This window comes from Candidatus Omnitrophota bacterium (assembly GCA_030688425.1).
Classification (GTDB): domain Bacteria; phylum Omnitrophota; class Gorgyraeia; order Zapsychrales; family JANLHA01; genus JAUYIB01.
Genome location: JAUYIB010000016.1, coordinates 64494 through 85341, shown reverse-complemented (window position 1 = coordinate 85341; position 20848 = coordinate 64494). Strand labels below are relative to the sequence as shown.

13 protein-coding genes and 2 tRNA genes are annotated in these 20848 nt (G+C 57.4%); 5 read left to right on the top strand and 10 right to left on the bottom strand.

Annotated features, from left to right (window positions below; genetic code table 11):
* Nucleotides 1–9: 9 nt before the first annotated feature.
* Nucleotides 10–5397 (bottom strand): hypothetical protein, encoded by a 5388-nt coding sequence (locus Q8Q08_06150; protein MDP2653599.1) that lies wholly within the window; start codon nucleotides 5395–5397, stop codon nucleotides 10–12.
* A 344-nt stretch (nucleotides 5398–5741) separates the two neighbouring features.
* Entirely contained in the window at nucleotides 5742–6518 is a 777-nt protein-coding gene (locus tag Q8Q08_06145; GenBank protein ID MDP2653598.1) for a dienelactone hydrolase family protein, read from the bottom strand.
* A gap of 126 nt (nucleotides 6519–6644) precedes the next feature.
* Between Q8Q08_06145 and Q8Q08_06140 the strand changes: the two genes are divergently transcribed.
* Nucleotides 6645–7172, top strand: coding sequence for a zf-TFIIB domain-containing protein (locus Q8Q08_06140; GenBank protein ID MDP2653597.1), 528 nt, complete (start codon nucleotides 6645–6647; stop codon nucleotides 7170–7172).
* A 239-nt stretch (nucleotides 7173–7411) separates the two neighbouring features.
* Here the strand turns inward: Q8Q08_06140 and Q8Q08_06135 are convergent, their stop codons facing one another.
* Entirely contained in the window at nucleotides 7412–8701 is a 1290-nt protein-coding gene (locus Q8Q08_06135; GenBank protein MDP2653596.1) for a hypothetical protein, read from the bottom strand.
* Between the two features lie 69 nt (nucleotides 8702–8770).
* On the bottom strand, nucleotides 8771–8962 hold the full coding sequence (locus Q8Q08_06130; GenBank protein MDP2653595.1) for a CPXCG motif-containing cysteine-rich protein: 192 nt from the start codon (nucleotides 8960–8962) through the stop codon (nucleotides 8771–8773).
* A 148-nt stretch (nucleotides 8963–9110) separates the two neighbouring features.
* On the opposite strand from Q8Q08_06130, the gene Q8Q08_06125 reads away from it, so the two are divergent.
* The 4 genes from Q8Q08_06125 (at nucleotide 9111) to Q8Q08_06110 (ending at nucleotide 13156) form a co-directional block, all read left to right on the top strand.
* Nucleotides 9111–9188 (top strand) — tRNA-Glu (locus Q8Q08_06125).
* Between the two features lie 157 nt (nucleotides 9189–9345).
* Nucleotides 9346–10533 (top strand): FIST N-terminal domain-containing protein, encoded by a 1188-nt coding sequence (locus Q8Q08_06120; GenBank protein MDP2653594.1) that lies wholly within the window; start codon nucleotides 9346–9348, stop codon nucleotides 10531–10533.
* Nucleotides 10534–10543: 10 nt separating this feature from the next.
* Nucleotides 10544–12058 carry a GAF domain-containing sensor histidine kinase gene (locus tag Q8Q08_06115; protein ID MDP2653593.1) on the top strand — a complete coding sequence of 505 codons (1515 nt, stop codon included), beginning with the start codon at nucleotides 10544–10546 and terminating at the stop codon, nucleotides 12056–12058.
* A gap of 141 nt (nucleotides 12059–12199) precedes the next feature.
* Nucleotides 12200–13156 (top strand): response regulator, encoded by a 957-nt coding sequence (locus Q8Q08_06110; protein MDP2653592.1) that lies wholly within the window; start codon nucleotides 12200–12202, stop codon nucleotides 13154–13156.
* Here Q8Q08_06110 and Q8Q08_06105 read toward each other — a convergent pair.
* From Q8Q08_06105 to carB, 6 genes are all read right to left on the bottom strand, one after another.
* Complete coding sequence (locus Q8Q08_06105; GenBank protein MDP2653591.1) at nucleotides 13147–13365, bottom strand: hypothetical protein; 219 nt, start codon at nucleotides 13363–13365, stop codon at nucleotides 13147–13149. The two genes, Q8Q08_06110 and Q8Q08_06105, sit on opposite strands and share 10 nt — an antisense overlap.
* 108 nt (nucleotides 13366–13473) lie before the next feature.
* Complete coding sequence (locus tag Q8Q08_06100; protein MDP2653590.1) at nucleotides 13474–14184, bottom strand: ribulose-phosphate 3-epimerase; 711 nt, start codon at nucleotides 14182–14184, stop codon at nucleotides 13474–13476.
* 93 nt (nucleotides 14185–14277) lie between these two features.
* Nucleotides 14278–14359, bottom strand: a tRNA-Leu gene (locus Q8Q08_06095).
* Nucleotides 14360–14542: 183 nt separating this feature from the next.
* Nucleotides 14543–16168 carry a CTP synthase gene (locus Q8Q08_06090; GenBank protein MDP2653589.1) on the bottom strand — a complete coding sequence of 542 codons (1626 nt, stop codon included), beginning with the start codon at nucleotides 16166–16168 and terminating at the stop codon, nucleotides 14543–14545.
* A complete protein-coding gene (purF, locus tag Q8Q08_06085; protein MDP2653588.1) occupies nucleotides 16165–17544 on the bottom strand; it encodes an amidophosphoribosyltransferase in 1380 nt (459 codons plus the stop codon). Before purF ends, Q8Q08_06090 begins: the two co-directional genes overlap by 4 nt.
* An 18-nt stretch (nucleotides 17545–17562) precedes the next feature.
* The gene (gene carB, locus Q8Q08_06080; GenBank protein ID MDP2653587.1) at nucleotides 17563–20832 is read right to left on the bottom strand and encodes a carbamoyl-phosphate synthase large subunit; all 3270 of its coding nucleotides are present in this window, start codon (nucleotides 20830–20832) and stop codon (nucleotides 17563–17565) included.
* Nucleotides 20833–20848: the final 16 nt, after the last annotated feature.

The following is a 20848-nucleotide window of genomic DNA, read 5'->3' as shown; positions in this document are numbered from 1 at the left end:
CCATTTCCCTTAATCCTGGGCCTTCGGCTGCCCGGGGACGTCGGCCTGGCTCACGGCCGGGCCCTGTTCCTGCGCAGCGGATTTGGCCTTGCCGACGCTTTTCTCGATTGCCTTGACCTTGCCCTCCTGGGGCTCGTTCTCATCCAGCATCTGGAAATAATCCGCGGCCAGCTCGTCGCGCTCTTCGGTCAATTTTTTAACGACGCCGTCTTTCTCTTTGACTTTATTCTCCAGGGCGATGACCTCTTCCGTCAATTCACGGATCCGTTTGTCCATCTGCTGTTTTTCATCAAAGAAGTCTTTGGACAGGGACTGTTTCTCGCGGGCGAACTTCTGTTCCATCGAGCTCTGGGTCGTCCTCAACTGGGTCTTGACGGTCTCAAGCTGTTCGCCGATCATTTTCTTGTCAAGATTGGCCGATGATAAATTGATGTTCAACTCCTCGACCTTTTTGAGCAACTGGTCGATCTTTGTTTGCTTGTCCGTGCCGGATTTTTCCTGAGAGGCCAGCTGGTTCTGCAGTTCCGTTGTCTTGGTCTGCAGGCCTTTGGTGGCTTCGGCGACCCTGCGGTCGCTCGCGGCGTCCTTGTCTTTCAATTCCTGCTGATACTTGCGGATGTCCGCCTCCAGCGGGGCCCTGGCTTGAGCGATCCGGGTCTCCACAGAGGCCTCGGTGTCTTTCAATGTCTTTTCCAGCGCCGCGATCTTGTCCTGCAAGGGAGCGTTGGATTTGGCGATCCTGTCGTTGATGGAACTTTCGGTTTTCTTGAGATTGTCCTGGAGGGACTTGACCGTCTGGTCCAGCGCCGTGTTCTGCTGGCGCGCGGAAGCCGTGTCCTGGCGGGACTGGTCGCGCTCCTGGGTCAGGGTCTTAATCCGGGCCTCTTTCTCGTCGGCAAGGGCCGAAAGCGAGTTCCGCGTATTTTCCAGTTCCTGAACCTTGGCCTGCAGCGGGGCCTTGGCCCCGTCCACGCGGCGGGCCACAGAGGATTCCGTGTCCTTCACCTGCTTTTCCAGTTCTCCGATCTTCTGCTGAAGAGGGGCTTTCGCCAGATCCACTTCTCTGGAAATCGAGGCGCGCACGGTCTTCAACTCTTCGAGAAGAAAACTGATTTTCTCCTGCAACGGGGCCTTGGCCTGGAGGATCCGGGACTCGATGGATCTCTCGGTCTCTTGCAGTTTCTTTTCCATATCCGCGATCTGCTTCGTGAGCGGGGCCTTGGCGTCTTCCACCTTGGCCGCGGCCTCCTGGTCCTTGGACTTCAGGCGGCCTTCCAGTTCCGCGATCTGGGCCTGCAACGGCTTTTTCGCCGCAGCCACTTCGCCCGGGATGGAATCATGGACCGATTTCAGATTATTCTCCAGCGATCCGATTTTTTCCTGAAGGGGCGCCCTGGCCTGGGCGACCTTCTGGTCGGCCGACGCCTCCGATGCCTTGAGCCGGGCCTGAAGGTCTGCGATGTCCTTTTGCAGCGGGGTCTTGGCGGCATCGATCTTCTGTCCGACCGACGCCTCGGCTGCCTTCAGCTCGCTTTCCAGGGCCGCGATCTTCTGCTGAAGCGGGGTCTTGGCTGTCTCGATTTTTTTCCCAACGGACGCCTCCGAAGACTTCAGGTCGTTTTCCAGGGCAGCGATTTTCTGCTGAAGAGGGCTCTTGGCCTCCTCGACTTTCACGACCATTGCGGATTGTGCGTCCCTCAAATCGCTTTCCAACGCGGCGACCTTGTCCTGCAAAGGCGCCTTGGCCGCGTCGATCTTTTTCGCGACCGATGCCTTCTCGGCGCCCAATTCCTCATTCAGCTTGCGGAGATCTTCCTGCAAAGCGGCCTTGGCCCGCGCGACGGCTTCGTTTTGAGCCGCGTCGGCCGCCTTGAGCTTTCCTTCAAGCGTCTGGATTTTCTCCTGCAACGGCTGCTGGGCTTTGGCGATCTTTTCCCCGACGGAGCTCTCCTGGGCCTTCAACCTGTCTTCGGCGGACTTGATGTCGCTTTGCAAAGCGGCGTTCACGCTCCCCGCGTCCGCCAGCTCCTTGTTAAGCCCGTCGCGTTGGCGGGAAAGATCCGAGATCTCCCGGTCTTTGCCCTGGATCGCTTCCTGTGAAGACTTCAAAGCCGCGTCCTGGGATTTGATTTTCTCCTGCAACGGAGAAACGGCCTGGGTCACTTTGCGGTCCGTGGCGCCCCGCGCCTCCTGCAAATCTTTTGCCAGAACGGCGATTTTCTGCTCAAGCACGGCTTCGGCGGCATCGACTTTCTTGGCCGTGGCCACCTCAGCGGCTTTCAATTCAGATTCCAGGGCCGAAATTTTCTGCTGAAGCGGCGCCTTCTCCTGGCTGATCCTCTCTTTCATCACAGTCTCATGTGATTCCACTTTCTTTACAAGATAATTGATCTGGTCCTGCAAGGGGGCCTTGGCCTGGAGGATCTCGGTCTCGCGCGCGGCATCCTTGTCCTTCAACTGGGCCTGAAGACCGGCAATCTCTTTTTTCAGCGGCTGGCCGGCTTCTTCGATCCTGGCCGCGACAGACGAACGGGATTCCTGCAGATCTTTTTCCAGCGCGCCGATCTTGTCCTGCAAAGGCGACTTGGCCTTGGCAACCTCGGCGGACAGCGACGCGTCCTTGGATTTCAACTGCCCCTCCAATTCGGCGATCTTCTGCTGCAGGGGGGATTGGGCCTGCGCCACTTTTTGTTCAGCGGTTTTCTGCGCCGACGCCAGCTGGGATTCCAGCGACTGGATCCTGTCCTGCAGCGGTTTTTGGGCCTCGGCAACCTGCCGGGCGGCCGCGGACTCGGCATCGTTCACCTGCGCCTGCAAAGACGCGATTTTCCCTTCCAGCTCCGTACGCTCTTTTTTTCGTGCTGCCTCCACTTTGGCATTGAACGACGACTTGAGGTCTTTAAACTCGCCGTTCGCCGCCGCGAGCTGGCCGCTCAGAGACTGGTTTGTTTTTTGCGACGCGGCCAGGTCCTTCTCCAGTCTGGCCTTGGCGGCCGCAACCTCGCGCAGTTCCGTTTCTTTCTGTTTCAATTCTTCCGCGCTGGCCTTGGCTTTTTCTTCATGAAAACGAACCTCTTTAACAAGCGGCTCCTTGGCCTGCTCGATCTTCGCGCCCTGCGCCCCGTCGGCAGCCTTCAATTTCTGCTCCAGCGCGGCGATCCTGTCCAGCAGGGGCTGGCGCGCCTCTTCAGTTTTGCCGGACGACGCGGCTTCGGTGGACCTCACACGTTCCTGCAAAGAGATGATCTGTTCCTGCAGAGGGCGCCTGGCATCCTCGATCTTTTGCGATTGAGCGGATTTGACAGCGCTCAAGTCACTTTCCAGTTTGGCGATCTTTTCCTGGAGAGGGACAACGGCCTGGGCCCGGGCGTCTTCGGCGTTGGCCTTGGCGAACTCCTGGGAATCCTTGAGCTGGTCTTCCAGGGATTTGATCTTATCCTCCAGCGGCTTTTGGCCCTGCCTGATCTTCTCCGCCGTCGAGGATTTCGTGGTCTCCAGTTCCTTCAACAGAAAATTGATCCTGTCCTGCAGGGGCTTCTCCGCCTGCTGAATGCGGGGCGCAACAGCGTCCTTCTCTTTGCGTAATTCTTCCTGCAAAGCATTGACCTTGGCCTCAAGCGGTCGCTGGGCCTGCTCCGTCCTGAGAGCGGCCTGCTTTTCCTGCTCGCCCAACTTCTGCTCCAGGGACGCGATCCGCTGCTGCAAAGACGCTTTGGCCTGTTCGATTTCCTTCGGCGTGTTGGCCTTGGCGGTCTTCAATTGCTCCTCAAGACCCTGAATTTTTTTTTCAAGTGGCGTTTTCGCGTCCGCGATCTTCTGCGGAATGGAAGATTCCGCCGCGGCCTTCTCGTCCCGGGCCGTCTCCACCTGCTTCACCAGATTGTCGTTATCTCTGATTGTGGCCGCCAGGTCTTTCTGCGTCTGGTCCTTTTCGCGCGTCAGGCCGGCGATGGTCTGGTCCTTGGCGCGGGCCTCGTCCTGGGCGGCTTTCCATTTCGCTTCCAAATCGCGGACCTTGTCCTGCAGCGGTCTCTGGGCCTCCTCAATCTTCCCGGGTACAGAACTGTCGGCAGTCTTCACCCGCTCCTGCAGCTGGCGGATTTCCTCCTGCAGAGGCGCCTTGGCCTGCTCGATCCTGGAAGCGGTCGAACCCTGCAATTCTTTGACCTGCGCCTCCAAAGACTTGATGCGTTCCTGATTGGCGGCCCTAACCTCGGCGCGGGACTCCTCGATCTTGACGGCGATCGTCTTGTCTTTCTCCTCGAGAGCTTGTTCGAGAGACTTGATTTTCTCCTGCAACGGGCGGGTTATCTCCGCGGGCTTCTTCCCCGGAGAGCTCTCCAATTCTTGGATACGGGCGCTCAACTCATCGATTTTTTTCTGCAGAGGGCGCGCCGCGTCCACCGCCTTCTGGTCAGAGGCGCTTTCCATCTGCTTGATCCGGGCGTTCAGTTCATCAATCGTCTTCTGCAAGGGGCGGGTCGCATCCGCAGATTTCTGGCCAGACGCGAGCTCCATCTCTTTGATCCGGGTCTTCAGTTCATCGATCGTCTTCTGCAAGGGCTTCGTCGCGTCCGCCGACTTCTGGTCGGAGGCGCTTTCCATCTGCTTGATCCGGGCGTTCAGCTCATCAACAGTTTTCTGCAAAGGAGCTTTCGCCTCATCGACCCTTTGGGTCATGGCCCCCTGTGTGAGCTCGAGTTCGCTCTGAAGGGCCGAAATCTTTTCCTGCAAAGGCACCGTGGCCTCGTCGATTTTCCGGGAGGACTCCGATTCCGTCTGCCGTGACCGGCCTTCAAGCGAAGTCAACCGCGCGCTCATGTCATCTTTCTCGCGGGCCAGTTGGTCAAGTTTCTGCTGGAGGGACTCTTTTTCTTTTCTCAGAATGATGATCTGGCTTTCCCCGTCTTTGATGAACATGCCCTTGGCATTCAATTCTTCTTTCAGTGTTTCGATCTCCCGAACAAGCAGCTGTTCCTGGGGAGAAGACCGGACTGCGGTTGAGGCGGCCCTGACCTCTTTGAGCTGGCCTTCGAGAGCGGAAATTTTTTCTTTCAAAGCGGCTTTTTCGGGATCGGTCGCCGGGGCCCCAGGGACTTTCTTGATCTGCTGTTCCAACGAAACAATCTTCTGAGAGAGGGATTCCTTTTCTTTCAAGAGGGAGGAATAACGGTCTTGCGCTTCGGAGAGCTCCTGTTTTTTGGCCGCCGATTCTTTTCGATAGGTCTCTGCCGATGCGCTGATGTCAGCCAGTTTTTTGTCAACGGCATTCTTGGATTCGAGCAGGGCGTCGTATTTGGCGACCAGCGCGTCGATCTTTTCATTGATCGTCAACCGGCTGGGATCGGCGCCCGGGTCTTCCGCCCGCGCAACTATCGGAGCCGCCAAGGACCCCATAAGGATTAGAATAAATATTCTTTTCAGCAAGGACATGATTCACCCCTTTGTAAGAGATGTCCGTTCAGATTCAAAAGTTTTGCAGAATTTCATTATAGTATGAAAGCTTAGGCGAGAAAATAAAAACAAGAGGTTTTTCAATGAGGCCCCAACTTATGGAGCCGCAGGCGACATAAGTTTGTGGCCGAATCCATTCGACTGCGCTCAGGGTGGTTTGGCCCAGAGGGGCCAAACCATTGACCCCAGCCGCCTTGCCCTGCGTTAGCGGTTAGGGCAGCTGGGGTTGCCGGATTCTTGCGAAGCAAGAGGCGGGGTCAATGAAAGACACCGTCCATCAACTAACCTTACTCAAATATCTCGTTAAAAAACAACTGCATCGCTTCCCACGAACGGCGGTCGGCCTTCTCGTTGTAGGCCGCGCCCTTGGAGTTATCATTCCCGGCCGCCGGATTGGTAAAGGCATGCACCGCGCCGCTGTAAGACATCAACTGCCAGTCCGCCCCGGCCGCGGTCATCTCTCCCTGAAACGCCGCGACTTCCTCGGCGGGGACATGCGGATCGTCGGCGCCGTGCAGGACCAGGATCCCCGCTGTGACGGTCCCGGGCTCTGCCGGGCTGGGCGTCTGCAGCCCGCCGTGAAAACTGACAACGCCGGCCAGGTCAAGCCCGGCGCGGGCCATCTCCAAAACCGTGGTGCCGCCGAAACAATAACCCATGGCAGCCAGTTTTCCCTCTTCTGCCAGCGGGTGCCCTTTCAACAGCTCATAAGCGGCTTTGGCGCGTTCGCGCAACAACGCGCGGTCAGATTTGTACATTCCGGCCTGCTTCCCGGCCTCCTCAGCGTCCTTGGGCCTCACCCCTTGACCGTAAATATCGGCCGCCAGGGCGAGATACCCCATCTGCGCCAGATCCCTCGCCTTCGCTTCAGAGAAATCCCCCGGCCCCATCCAGTCGTGCACAATCACAACCGCCGGGCGCTTTCCTTCCACCGCGTCGTCATATGCCAAAAATCCCTCCAGCACCGTTTCGTCCTGCTTGTATTCAACCGTTTCTTCCTTGATCGCGGCCTGCGCGGTCAAGGGGAAAAGCGCCAAAAGAAAAACCGCCAATCCATATCTCATGTCCGTCCTCCTTGTCAAACGCGTTATGGTTGGGTCTATTGTAAAAAAATTTCCGGAAAAACTCAAAGCATTTCAGCCGTATTTATTTTATAATATTCCTGTTGCCTATCCCAAGGGAGGCCCGTCATGATCTGCCCCTCATGCACCAACAAACTCACGCCCAAAACGGTCGATGACATTACGGTGGACACCTGCGAAAACGGATGCGGGGGATTATGGTTTGACGCCTTTGAGCTCCGGAAAGTGGACGAGCCCAAGGAGCGCAAAGGAGAAGCCCTGCTCGAGATCAAGCGCAAGGACGGCATCCGGATCAAATTCGACCGCCAGCGCCGCTGCCCCAAATGCAAAAGCATCGTCATGCGGCAATTCTATTTCAGCGTCAAACGCCTTGTCCAGATCGACGAATGCGGCCAGTGCGGAGGGGTGTGGCTCGACGTGGGGGAACTGGCCATGATCCGCAGCCAATTTAAGAACGAACAGGAGCGCCGAGAGGCCGCGGAACAGTACTTCACGGAGCTCTTCGGAGCGACGCTCGACAAAATCACCGCCGAAGAAAAAGAAAAACTCGAAAAAGCCCGCCAGATCGCCAGCGTTTTCCGCTTCCTCTGCCCGAGCAACTACCTTCCCGGCAAACAAAAATGGGGAGCATTTTGAACCGATAGGGAAGCAAGCCCCCCTTCGGCGCTCCCCCGCAGAAATGTTGCGGGGTCGCTGAGCACCCCCCAGGCGTGGGTCAAAGGATTTCCCCACACCCCTTTCGTGCCATGCTGAAAAATCGCATGGCACAACCCGCAATCCTTACATCAATAAACCTTCGCCCGCAGGGTCGCGAAGCACGCTGCTTTGTGCTGAAAGGGGTAACCCTGCCCCATCCCAGCCATCCCTTGGCAGGGTCAGTCCCCCGGTTCTCCGGTCACCGGGATCACGCAATCCAAACTAATGTCTTTCACCGTCCCGCCGGCCGTCACCTCCACCGGCGCGCTCTCGCCGCTTTCAAAATCTCCGTTTGAGCCAGGGCAGGCAAAATCATCCCGCTCGCAATACGGCTCAGCCCTGTCCCACACGGCTTTCAGACGGTAGGATCCCGGAGCAACACCCTCGATGACAAACGGGATTGTATCCCCGATCTTGTACGTGCCCGCGTAACGCAAGTCCGCCACCAGCCGTTCCGGCGCATACTTCCAGTTTCCGGACGAGTCTTCGGTGGAGACAAGATACACAAAAACTTTTCCCCCTTCGGGTTCGGGCACCTGTCCCAAAACCACCTGTCCCTTCACCTGGCCGAGAAAATAATAAACACCGTCGTCCCCGGAATCGCTGTCTGTCAGCTTGTCCCACAGCGCAAGGATGCGGTCGGCCCGCCGGCGCAGGGTCGAATAAGCGGTAAAATGCGTCAGCTCCTGATTGGTCGCAGTCAGCCCGAAGAAAAACTGTTTGCTGTTCAAGAGCGGCTTGATCAGGGCCGCGTCCTCCGGCCGGCGCAATTTTCCCAAAAACTCATAAGCCGGCAGGATTTCCCAGGGTTCGGCCATGTCCCCGCTTTTCTCAATTTTCGCCAGCGCCCACTGCCGGGCCTTTTCATCGAGGGCGGGCCGCATGGCGGTGCTCACCTCAAGCGGACGCCCGTCCTTGGGATCCCACGCCAGCCAGCGGTTGTCCCATTCCAGCCACAGGCAAAAATACGTTTCCGAATCGAATTCGGAAAAGAACTTGACGCTTTTTTCCGTCCACCATCGGGACGACTTGGAATGAGAGAACAAATCCCCATAGCCCTTCCCTTCGGGCAGAGGGACGATCTCCTCCAGCGAATACTGCCGGGCCAGCCCCGTCGGACCGTAAAAAGCCACAACGTTGTCCCCGTATCCGACCTTGTGCCAATTGTCGAGCGTGGCCACATAGCGGCCGTTGTCCGAAACAAAAAATTCTACCGGTGCCCATTCATTGGTCAACGCCGTTTCCCATAAGAGCGTCTTTTTCCCGTTGACAATTTCCGATACGCTCACCACCGGCTTCACCGCCGTCTTTTCCGGAAACTTCGGCGGGACCATTTTCACCGCAAACATCCCGTTTTCGGAAAGGACGTCCTTCTCCCGGGGGGAAGGCCAGTCGTCGGCGCGAACCGGGCCGGAAACGGTTAGGATGATGGATAAGAATAACGAGGATAAAACGATGGGGGACCGCATAGGAATTACTATCCTACGGAATCGGGGGAAATGCAAGGAGGAAAATTCGCCGCCGGGGACATGCCCTCTTTACTCATTCTCCCCGTGGACTTCGATCTCACAGTCCCGCCCGGTGGCCCTGACCTCGATCCGAAGCGGGCGGCAGCAGACTTCACAGTCGATGACCAATTGGCACGTCCGCCCCTGTCCACCCTCCAAACAAATGCTGTTTCCGCCGCCGCAGCAAGGGCACAGGAACTCTTTCTCGAATGTTAATCCCATAAGCGCCTCCCGGGCCACGCGATGTTACCATCCATAAGCACCGCGGCCCCTGATGAGATTCTACCATCCCTGCCCCAAATCCCTATCCCCACTTTAGAATTTTTGTTGACCCCGAAATGAAATATGGTAATATTATCCACAGCCATTCGGCCCCATCGTCTAGCCTGGTCCAGGACGGGAGATTCTCAGTCTTCAAACACCGGTTCAAATCCGGTTGGGGCTACCAAAAATAATAAGCCCATCGTCAAGATGGGCTTTTACTTTTATCGCTCCCTGCTCGCCGTTCCCCGGAGACAAAAAATGCCCTTAATCATAGACACTTTTTCACACGCCGTGCTATATTTGTATTGGTCATATCTCTTTCCAATTAAAGGAGTTTCGCCTTGGCCACTCATGTCGGGATCGGGTTCAGCGCCAATCAGGAAGCCGCGATAGCGGCTCAAGAAGCGGCCCTTGCGGCCCGGGTCCAGCTGAAACAGACCAAAATCGACTGTGCCATCGTTTTTGCCACGGCCCAATATGATCCGGAGGAATTTGTTCCCGCCCTTTACGAACATCTGGACCACACAAAGATCGTCGGCTGTTCCACCTGCGGGGTCATCCTCGCGGACCGGGCCGAGACCCGCGGGATCGGCGTGCTGGCGATCCACTCCGACACCGTCACCTTCGAAACCGGCAGCGTGAGTCACATGGACCTGCAGGATATGCGCTCCGCCGGCACAGCCCTGGGACAGAACGTCATGACGGAATTCGAAACCCACCAACGGCGTGCTTTTCTCTTTTTTATCGACGGCATGGCCAAGGGCATCGGCGCCTTCACAGACGGCGTGAAAGAGAAATTCGGCCAGGTCTTCCCCATCTACGGTCTGGGGAGCATCGACGATATGCGCTTTCACCACAGCCATCAGTTCCACCTCGACAAGTTTTTTCTCAAAGGAGCGGCCGGGCTTCTGCTGGGAGGACGCGTGATCTTCGGCGCCAGCAGCCGGCATGGCTGGAAGCCGCTGGGAAAACCGCGGACCGTGGACAGCGCGGAGGGCCCCGTGGTCAAGACCATCGAAGGCAAAAGCGCGCTGAATCTCTATGAGGAATTTTTCGACCAGGAAGCCAAGGGGCTCAACGTCTCGAGGCTGGGACAGATCAACATACGCTATCCGCTGGGGATTTATCTGGACGACAAAAGCGAATATATGCTCCGGAACGTCGCGGGCACACTTGACGACGGCAGCGTTGTCTGTCAAGATAACGTCACGCCCGGCTCGGTCGTGCACGTGATGATCGGCAACACGGAAACCTGCGTGCAGGCCGCCCAGCAGGCGGCCCTGGAGGTCAAGTCCCAGTTGGACGGCCGGAAACCCAGCGTTGTCCTGATTTTTGAATCCCTGACACGGCTGAAAATCCTGGGCCGGTCCGCGGCCGAGGAAATCCAGGCCGTCCGCGAGGCGATCGGCCCATCAATCCCGGTCTTCGGGATGTATTCTTACGGCGAGATCTTCTCCTGGCCGACAGAAAACAACGCCTTTAAAACGTATCTCAACAACGGCAGCATTGTTCTTATGGCCCTGGGATAACGCAAAACCGATGAATGCTCTCTCTCTCGAAAATCCCATAATCCTTCTCTACTTTATAGGCGGCGGATTCCTTCTGCTTTCCGTCCTCTTCATCCTGTTTGCCATCGAACGCAACGAAAAAGTCAAGACCCTCACGACGGCCCTCACAAAGCTGATGGACTCGTTCAACGAATTGGACGAACAGGCCAAGCTCATCGTCAAAACCGACCTGGAGCTCAACAAGGCCCAAGAGGAACTCGACAAACGCCTGAACGGGCTGGACGCCCTGCAAAAAACCTCGCGGCTGGTCAGCACGACCCTGGATGAAAGCGAAATCTTCCAACGGCTCAACCAGCCGCTGTTGGGGGAGCTGGGTTTTGAAAAGCTCCTCATCATGACCTACGACGAGGACGACAGCCTGATCAACCGCGTCAACCGGGGATTCAGCGACATGGAAACAAAAAACATCATCGACCAGTTCACAGCCGATACGCCGCTGTTAGCCACCCTGCGCCGCGGGGAGACCTATTCCTCCATCCACGCGCCCAAGGACGTGAAGGAAGACGTGACAAAGATTTTCGGCGTCAAATATTTTATCCTCACACCCATCCTCGCCCAGAAAAACATGCTGGGACTCTTGTTCGCCGGGAACCTGAGCGACGCCTACGTGATCACCGCCGGGGACGAAGAGCTCATTTCCATCCTGGCCGACCAGATCGGCCAGGCCGTGGAAAACGCCCGGCTTTTCGAAAAGGCCTACCGTTCCAGCCAGGTGCTCGAGCAGAAAGTGCATGAGCGCACCAAAGAGCTCGCCACCGCCCTGGGGGAGGTCCAGCACATCAGCAAGATGAAATCCGAATTCATTTCCGCCGTCTCGCACGAGCTGCGCACGCCGCTCACCTCCATCAAGGGCTATGCCTCCCTGTTGATGACCGGAAAAATCGGCGCTATCCCCGACAACGTCAAGGAACGGCTCGACAAGATCAACAAACATTCCGACAACCTGGTCAAACTTATCAATGACCTTCTGGACATGTCCCGCATCGAGTCCGGCCGCGTGGAGATGCAATACACCCACCAGTCCCTGGCCAAGATCATTGAAAACGTGCACGACCTGCTCACTCCCCATCTCAAAGACAAAAATATCATCTTCAAAGCGGAAACGGCTCCGGAAATCCCCGAGATCCAGATGGACGCCACCCAGATCGAGAGGGTCCTGATCAACCTGGTGAGCAACGCCGTCAAGTTCACCCCCCCGGCCGGGACCATCACCGTCACGGCCCGCCAGGACGGTGACATCGTCACCCTTTCGGTGACCGATACGGGAATTGGGATCAGCGAGGAAGACATCAAAAAATTGTTCAATGAATTTTACCGGGTGGAAAACGAGATCAACCAGAACGTCAAAGGCACCGGGCTCGGGCTGGCTCTGTGCAAAAAGATCATCGAGGTCCACAAGGGGGAAATCGGGGTGACGAGCAAGCCCGGCGCCGGCTCGACCTTTTATTTCAGATTACCCCTTGCGCAGACGGAGAAAAGGGGATAGATTTAATAACGGCGTAATTTATGGAACGAAGTGAACATAAATTGCTGCCGGAATTAACCCCAGCCGCCAGCCCTGCGAAGCGCCAAGGGCTGCTGGGGTCCATGAGGATAAACAAACCACAAACACGACCTCAAACCGCCCATGCGAACAGAACGCATCCTGACCATTGACGACGACTCGGACATCCTGGATGTCCTGGCCCTGACCTTGTCCGAACACTACGACGTGTTTCAGGCCTCCAACGGAAAGGAGGGCCTGAAGATGGTCCATTCCTGCAACCCCAACCTCATCATCTGCGACTACATGATGCCGGTCATGAACGGCAAGGACTTTTGCCGCACGATGAAAAAGGACATCCTGCTCCAGCACATCCCGATCATCATGCTGACCGGCAAAGGCGAGGTCAAGGACATGGTCGGAGGCATTGAGGCCGGCGCGGATGACTACCTCGTCAAACCGTTCGAGCCGGACGCCCTGCTGGCCCGAATCCGCATGATCCTGCGCCGGACGATCCGCAGCCTCGACGCCAACCCGCTCACCCACCTGCCCGGCAACACCTCGATCATGGAGGAGATCCAGAACCACATCACCTCCCAAAGGCCGTTCGCCGTCGGATATGCCGACCTGGATAAATTCAAGATTTACAACGACAAATACGGATTCGAAAAAGGGGACGAAATCATCCGCGAGGTGGCCAGGATCCTGATCGCCGCCGTGCGGGAAAAGGCCGGAGAGAACGCCTTTGTGGGCCATATCGGCGGGGATGATTTTGTGTTCATCACGGATGACGCCGTGATGGACCCGGCCTGCCAGCAGATCATCGATGAGCTGGACAAAATCGCGCCGCAGTTTTACTCAGAAAAAGACAGGAAAAATGGATTTATCATCGGGAAGGACCGGCAGGGCAACGAGATCAAGACAGGGCTGATCTCCATCTCCATCGGCATCGTCAGCAACGTCAACCAGCCCATCACCCATGTGGCGCAGATCGCGGAAATCGGAGCGGAGCTGAAGAAATACGCCAAAAGTTTTCAGCAGAGCATTTACGTGAGAGACAAGCGGAAACGGCAGGACAGCAACAACGAAGATCAGGGATAATTGGTCTTTGTCCAAGTCCGCAGACCCCCGACTTCGTTGTGGGGAGGGTCGCCCATGACCCCGCGGGCGGTTTGATTAAAGAAATATTCGGATTGATTATAGGCCTTAGGCATAAAAGACTGGAAAGACAACAGGATAATGGCCGTCACCGTGCCCAGCAAGATCACGTATTCTACGATGCTTTGAGCTTCCTTCGTTTTCCTGGACATATTTCTCCTCACTCGCGGCTGGGCGGGAAAGTCCGCCTACCTCAACTATAGCACTCCCCATCGCGGTCCCGCAACCCTCTTTTCCGAAGAATTCCCTCCGGAACGGCCCTACTTCAACCCTTTCAAAAATTTGACCGCTGCCTGCGGATCCCCGGCGCCGAAGAAATAGCTCGCCGTGGCCAAAATGCTGGCCCCCGCCTTGACGGCCGCCGGCGCTGTTTCCGCGTTGATCCCGCCGTCCACCGCGATGTCGCCCTTGAATCCCCGGCGGAGTTCCTGGATCTTGGGAACCGCGGCAGGCATGAATTTCTGCTTGGCAAAACCGGGATTGACGGACATCACCAGGACGCCGTCAATGTCCCCCAGGACCGGGGCCAGGCACGACGCCGGAGTCCCGGGGTTAAGCACCAGAAAAGCCTTTTTGCCCCGCGCCCGGATCTTGTTGACGTCTCCCAGGACTTTTGCGGCATTGATCGCGTCCACCTCTTTGGGATACTGGTCCAACCCGCGGCAGGCGGCCCGGCGCTCGCCGTAACATTCGGCCTGCAGAGAAATGATGTCCGCCCCGGCATCGATGAATGACTCCATCAATCGCCAGGGGTATTCAACCATCAGGTGGGCCTCAATGGGCAAACGGGTCAGGGGGCGGATCGCGGAAACGATCAATGGGCCGATGGTGAGGTTGGGCACGAACTGGCCGTCCATGACATCGACGTGGATCATGTCCACGCCAGCTTGTTCGCATTTACGGATTTCGGCGCCAAGGTTGGTGAAATCCGAACACAGGATGCTGGCGGAGACTTTGATGGGATTGGGCATATGCAAAAGGGTCAGCGTAAAGCGTTCAGCGGATAGTTGTTCCCTCCCAATACTTCCTAAACGCTAACCGCTCTACGCTATCCGCTAAAATCATGCGCGGGAGAGGACTTGAACCTCCATGCCTTGCGGCACACGCCCCTCAAACGTGCGCGTCTACCAATTCCGCCACCCGCGCGCAAAATCACAATTATCTTTAGAGCAAACCGGCGCTTGACCGCCGAACGATTTGCGAGGGCAGCGGGAATCTGCCTTCCGGCAACCGCGATTGCCGCCACCCGCGCGCAAATCCCAAAGCAACCAAAATTCTTCCTTCAGAGGGGTTGAAAGCTAATCTATTATATCCGCGGCGGATGTTTTTTCACGAACTTTTTTGGGAGGATCGGGAATGCGCCAGGGCGGCGGTCACAAAGTTCCTGAACAACGGATGGGCGCGGTCCGGCTTGGACTTGAACTCCGGGTGGAACTGGCAACCCACGAACCACGGGTGATCCTTGAGCTCGACGATTTCCACGAGCCCCTTGGCGGTATGAATGCCGGTAAACACCATACCGCTTTTTTCAAAAGCCCTCTTGTACTTGTCGTTGAACTCATACCGGTGCCGATGGCGCTCGCCGATATTTTCCTTTTTATACGCCTGGAAGCTCAAGGAATTTTTGGACACGCGGCAGGCATACTCGCCCAGACGCATGGTCGCGCCGAAGTTGCGCACATGCTTCTGTTCCTCAAGCAAGCTGATGACCGGATAAGGGGTTTCTTTGTCAAATTCCGTGGAATTCGCCCCTTTCAAACTGCAGACATTGCGGGCGAACTCGATCGTGGCCACCTGCATCCCCAGGCAGATCCCGAAATAGGGAACGCGCCTCTCCCGGGCGTACTGGACGGTCTTGATCTTACCCTCGATCCCGCGCGACCCGAATCCGCCGGGAATCAGGATCCCGTGCGATCCGTTGACGTGGCGCGTGACATCGTCCAGGCTCCGGATCTCCTCAGAGTCCACCTTGTTGATGATCACGCGGGCGTTGTTGGCGATCCCGCCGTGCACCAGGGCTTCGTAAATGGATTTATACGCGTCCGGCAGGGCGATGTATTTGCCCACCACCGAGATCTTCACCTCGTGCTCGGGGGTCCTCAGCCGCTTGATGACAAAATTATTCCATTCGTCCAGGCCCCGGTCCTCGCGGTGAAGATTGAGTTTTTTGAGGATCAAATCATCCACGCCCTCTTTTTTAAAGAATACCGGGACTTCGTAGATGTGCTTCACGTCCACGCCCTCGACAACCGCCTCCTTGTCCACATTGCAGAACAGGGCGATCTTGTCTTTCTGTTCCTTGGAAATGTGCTTTTCGGTGCGGCAGATGAGGATGTCCGGCTGGATCCCGATCTCGCGCAGGCGCCCGACGCTGTGCTGGGTGGGCTTGGTCTTGTGCTCGCCGGCCGCCTTGATAAAGGGCAGGAGCGTGACGTGGATATTGAGGGCGTATCCGCTGCCCAATTCCCAGCGCATCTGGCGGATGGCCTCCAGGAACGGCAGGCTTTCGATGTCGCCGACCGTCCCCCCGATCTCCACGATGGTCACGTCCACGCTGCGGTCCCGGGACACCTTGGTGATGCAGCGTTTGATCTCGTCGGTGATGTGCGGGATGATCTGGACGGTCTTGCCGAGATAATCGCCCCGTCGCTCCTTGGTGATGACGGAATAATAGATCTTGCCGGTCGTGATGTTGCTGTCGCTGGTCAGAACGGAGTTGGTGAAACGCTCGTAGTGCCCCAGGTCCAGGTCGGTCTCGGCCCCGTCGTCGGTAACGTAAACCTCGCCGTGCTGGAACGGGTTCATGGTGCCGGGGTCCACGTTCAGATACGGATCGCACTTGATGATGGTCGTGGTCAGCCCCCTCGTCTCCAGCAGTTTCCCAATGGATGCCGCCGCGATCCCTTTTCCCAGGCTCGAAACAACGCCGCCGGTGATGAAAATGAACTTACTCATGATCCCTTTTCCTCCAGGAGATACTTGCTCGTGTTGCGCGGAATCTTGACCGGATACTCGCCGGTGAAACAGGCGTGACAGAAATCGCCGGGTTCTTTCATGACCTTCAGCATCCCCTCGAGGCTCAGATATTGCAATGAATCCACCTCAATGAAATCTGCCACCTCCTGGACCGTCCGGTGGGCGGCGATCAGTTCGGCGCGGCTTGGAAAATCAATGCCGTAAAAACAGGGATACCGGATCGGGGGACAGCTGATCCGCATGTGGATTTCCTTGGCGCCGGCGTTCCTCAGGGCCCGCACGCGGCTGCGGCTGGTGGTTCCGCGCACGATCGAATCCTCGACGATGGCCACCCGCTGGCCCTTGAGCACGTCGCGGATGGGGTTGAGCTTGACCCGCACGCGGAAATCCCTCATGAACTGGCTGGGCTGGATGAACGTCCGCCCGATGTAATGGTTGCGGATCATCCCGACCTCAAAGGGGAGCTTCAGCTGCTGGGCATACCCCAGGGCGGCGTAATTGCCGGAATCCGGGATTGCCATGACAAAATCCACATCCGTCGGATGTTCCACGGCCAGCTGGGCGCCCAGGCGCTTGCGGACCTGATATATATTGTCGTCAAAAATATGGCTGTCCGGCCGGGCGAAATAAATGTTCTCAAAAATGCAGTGAGCTTTTTTCTTGGGCTTGGACGGAAGGAAGCAGGATTCGATTCTTTTCTTCTTGATGATGACAATTTCACCGGGCTCAAGCTCCCGGATAAATTTGGCTTTGATGAGGTCAAAGGCGCAGGTCTCGCTCGCCAGGACATACCCATCGTCCAGTTTCCCCAGGCACAGAGGCCGGAACCCGTGCGGGTCACGGGCGCCGACGATCGTATCGCCGACAAGAAAAATAAGGGAAAACGCCCCCTCCAGCTGGGACAAGGCCTCGGTGAACCACTTTTTGTACTCGCCGTTCTTTTCCTTGGCCAGCAGGTGGATCACCAGCTCGGTGTCCATGGAGGTCTGAAAGATGGAACCCCTGTCCTCAAGCTGCCGATACAGGGCTTCCGTGTTGGTGAGGTTGCCGTTGTGGGCGACGGCCAGGGGCCGGCCCTTGTGGATGACGAGAAACGGCTGGATGTTTTTGAAATTGCTGGAGCCGGTGGTGGAATAGCGGCAATGCCCGATCGCGGCCGAGCCCTTCAAGTCTTCGATGCTTCTCTCATCAAAGGCGTCGGCGACAAGGCCGGGGTTTTTGCTGACATGGATATCTTTGCCGTCGAAGGTGGCGATGCCCGCCGATTCCTCGCCCCGGTGCTGAAGCGCGTACAATCCCAAAAAAGCAATCTTGGCCGCATCCTTATGCTCGGAAATGCCAATGATACCGCACACAGGATTTAACCTTTCTAACTACGATGACACCAAATTGGTCTTCTGGTGGTAATAATTCTGAAGAGATTTAACGGAAATGGCCTTGCCCAGCGTAGCTTCAATTCCGTTGACCGCCGCCCAGGCGCCCTGAAGGGTTGTGATACAGGGAACATTGTGCAAAATGGCCGCCGCGCGGATGGTCCGCATGTCCGATTGGCTCTTTTTCCCGGACGGCGTGTTGATAATCAAATTTATCTCATTTTTTTTGATATATGTCAATATATTGTTTTTCCCCTCGCCGTGTTTTTCCACCACTTCGATCTCGACACCGCTGGAATACAGGACCTTGGCGGTGCCCCGGGTCGACACGAGTTTAAATCCCAGGTCTGCCAGCCGCTTGGCGAGAAAAACGATGTGGCGCTTGTCCTCGTCGTTGGCGCTGATGAAAATCTTCCCGGATTTCGGCAGGGACTGATTAGCCGAAATCTGGGACTTGGCAAAGGCCTCGCCGAAGGTCGCGGCCACTCCCATGACCTCGCCGGTGGATTTCATCTCCGGGCCAAGGACGATGTCCACGCCCGAGAACCGCGAGAACGGCAGGACCGATTCCTTGACGGAAACATGCTGGGGCTCCAGATATTCCGGGAGGCCGAAATCCTTCAATTTCTTGCCGGCCATGACCTGCGAGGCGATCTTGGCCAGGGGAACGCCCGTGGCCTTGCTCACGAACGGCGCCGTGCGCGACGCGCGGGGATTGACCTCCAGGACGTAGATCTTGCTGCCCTTGATAGCGAACTGGATATTGAGAAGCCCGATGACCTTCAACCCCAGCGCGATGTCCCGGGTGTGGCGGCGGATCTGGCCGACCAGCTCCTCGCTGATCGTGTGCGGGGGAAGAACACAGGCCGAATCGCCGGAATGGATCCCGGCGTTCTCGATGTGCTCCATGATGCCGCCGATGTAGACGTCCTCTCCGTCGCAGATCGCGTCCACGTCCATCTCCATGGCGGACTCGATGAATTTGTCGATCAGGACCGGATGGCCTTCCGAGACGTCCTTGGCTTCGTTGATGAACGCCAGCAGGGATTCCTTGTCATAGACGATGCGCATGGCCCGCCCGCCGAGAACGAACGAAGGCCGCGCCAGCACCGGATAGCCGATGCGGGTCGCGATCTCGACCGCCTCCTCGACGCTGACGGCCGACCCGTTCTCCGGCTGGCTGATGCCGAGCTTCTGAATGAAAGCGGCAAACTGCTTGCGGTCTTCGGCCAGATCGATGGAATCCACCGACGTGCCGATGATGGGAACACCCGCCTGGGACAGCCGGCGCGCCAGGTTCAGGGGCGTCTGCCCGCCGAACTGGACAATGACCCCGCCCGGCTTCTCGACGTCCATGATGTCCATGACATCTTCAAAGGTGAGCGGCTCAAAGTAAAGGCGGTCGGACGTATCGTAATCGGTCGAGACCGTCTCCGGGTTGGAGTTGACCATGATCGTCTCGAATCCCATCCCGCGCAGGGCAAAAGACGCGTGGCAGCAGCAGTAATCGAACTCGATCCCCTGGCCGATGCGGTTGGGTCCGCCGCCGAGGATCATGATCTTCCGGCGCGGGCCCTTGGCCTCGGCGTCGAGTTTCTTGTTATAGGCCAGGGCTTCGTCTTCGGTCTCATACGTTTTGTAAAAATACGGGGTGTAGGCCTCGAATTCGGCGGCACAGGTGTCCACCATTTTGAAGGTCGCGATGACGCCCATGTCCTTGCGGATCCGGCGCACTTCCGTCTCCGGGATGTCCATCAGGCGGGCCAACTGGGCGTCGCCGAATCCCATTTCCTTGGCCCGGCGCATTAACTTGAGGTCGATCATCTTGGTTGTTTGGTAGGCCTTCACAAAGGCGTTCTCAAAATTAAAGATTTCCTCCATGTGGGCCAGGAACCACACGTCGATCTTGCTGATCCCGGCGATCTCCTCGATCGTCATCCCCTTCTGCAGGGCGTATTTGACGTAAAAAATGCGGGAGGCGTTGGGCTGGCTCAAACGCAGGCGGATCTTCTCGTCCGGGATGTCGCGAAAATCGATCTTGTTGTCCAGGCCGACGTGGCCGATCTCAAGCCCGCGCAGGGCCTTCTGCAGGGCTTCTTTGAAGGTCCGGCCGATGGCCATGGTCTCGCCCACGGATTTCATCTGGACGCCGAGGATATCCTGCGCCTCTGGAAATTTCTCGAAAGTGAACCGCGGGGCCTTCACAACGCAGTAATCAATGGTCGGTTCAAATGACGCCGGCGTCTCACGGGTGATGTCGTTGCGGATCTCGTCCAGCGAATACCCGACGGCCAGCTTGGCGGCGAATTTGGCGATGGGAAACCCGGTCGCCTTGCTCGCCAGGGCGGAACTGCGCGACACGCGTGGATTCATCTCGATGACGACCATGCGGCCGTCTTCGGGATTGACCGCGAACTGGATATTGGACCCGCCGGTTTCCACGCCGATCTCGCGGATCAGGGCCAGGGAGGCGTTGCGCATCTGCTGGTATTCGGCGTCCGTCAGGGTCTGGGCCGGAGCCACCGTGATGCTGTCGCCGGTATGAACGCCCATGGGGTCGAGATTCTCTATCGAGCAGACGATCACCACGTTGTCCTTGTTGTCGCGCATGACCTCCAGCTCGTACTCCTTCCAGCCCTCGATGGATTCCTCGACTAAAATTTCATGGATCATGCTGCTTTCGATGCCGAGCGAGGCGATGCGTTCCAGTTCCTCGTCGTTGCGGACGATCCCGCCGCCGGTGCCGCCCAGGGTAAATGACGGGCGGATGATCAGGGGAAACCCGATCTCGAGGGCGACCTTCCGGGCGTCGTCCAGGTTATAGGCAAAACTGCTCCGCGGCACTTCCAGGCCGACCCGGAGCACCGCCTTCTTGAACTCTTCCCGGTTCTCCGCCTTGCGGATGACTTCGTAATTGGCGCCGAGCATCTTCACGCCGTATTTCTCCAGCGTACCGCGCTCCGAAAGTTTCATGGCAAGGTTCAGCGCGGTCTGGCCGCCGACGGTGGGCAGGATGGCGTCCGGCCGCTCTTCTTTGATGATGGCCTCGAGGTATTCCGGCGTGAGCGGCTCAATGTAGGTGTGCTCCGCGAATTCGGGGTCGGTCATGATGGTGGCGGGGTTGGAGTTCACCAGCACGATCTCAAACCCCTCTTCCTTCAGGGCCTTGCAGGCCTGGGTCCCAGAGTAATCGAATTCGCAGGCCTGGCCGATGACGATGGGGCCGGAACCAACGATCAGGATTTTCTTGATGTCATTTCGACGCGGCATAGGTTTGATTGTCAGA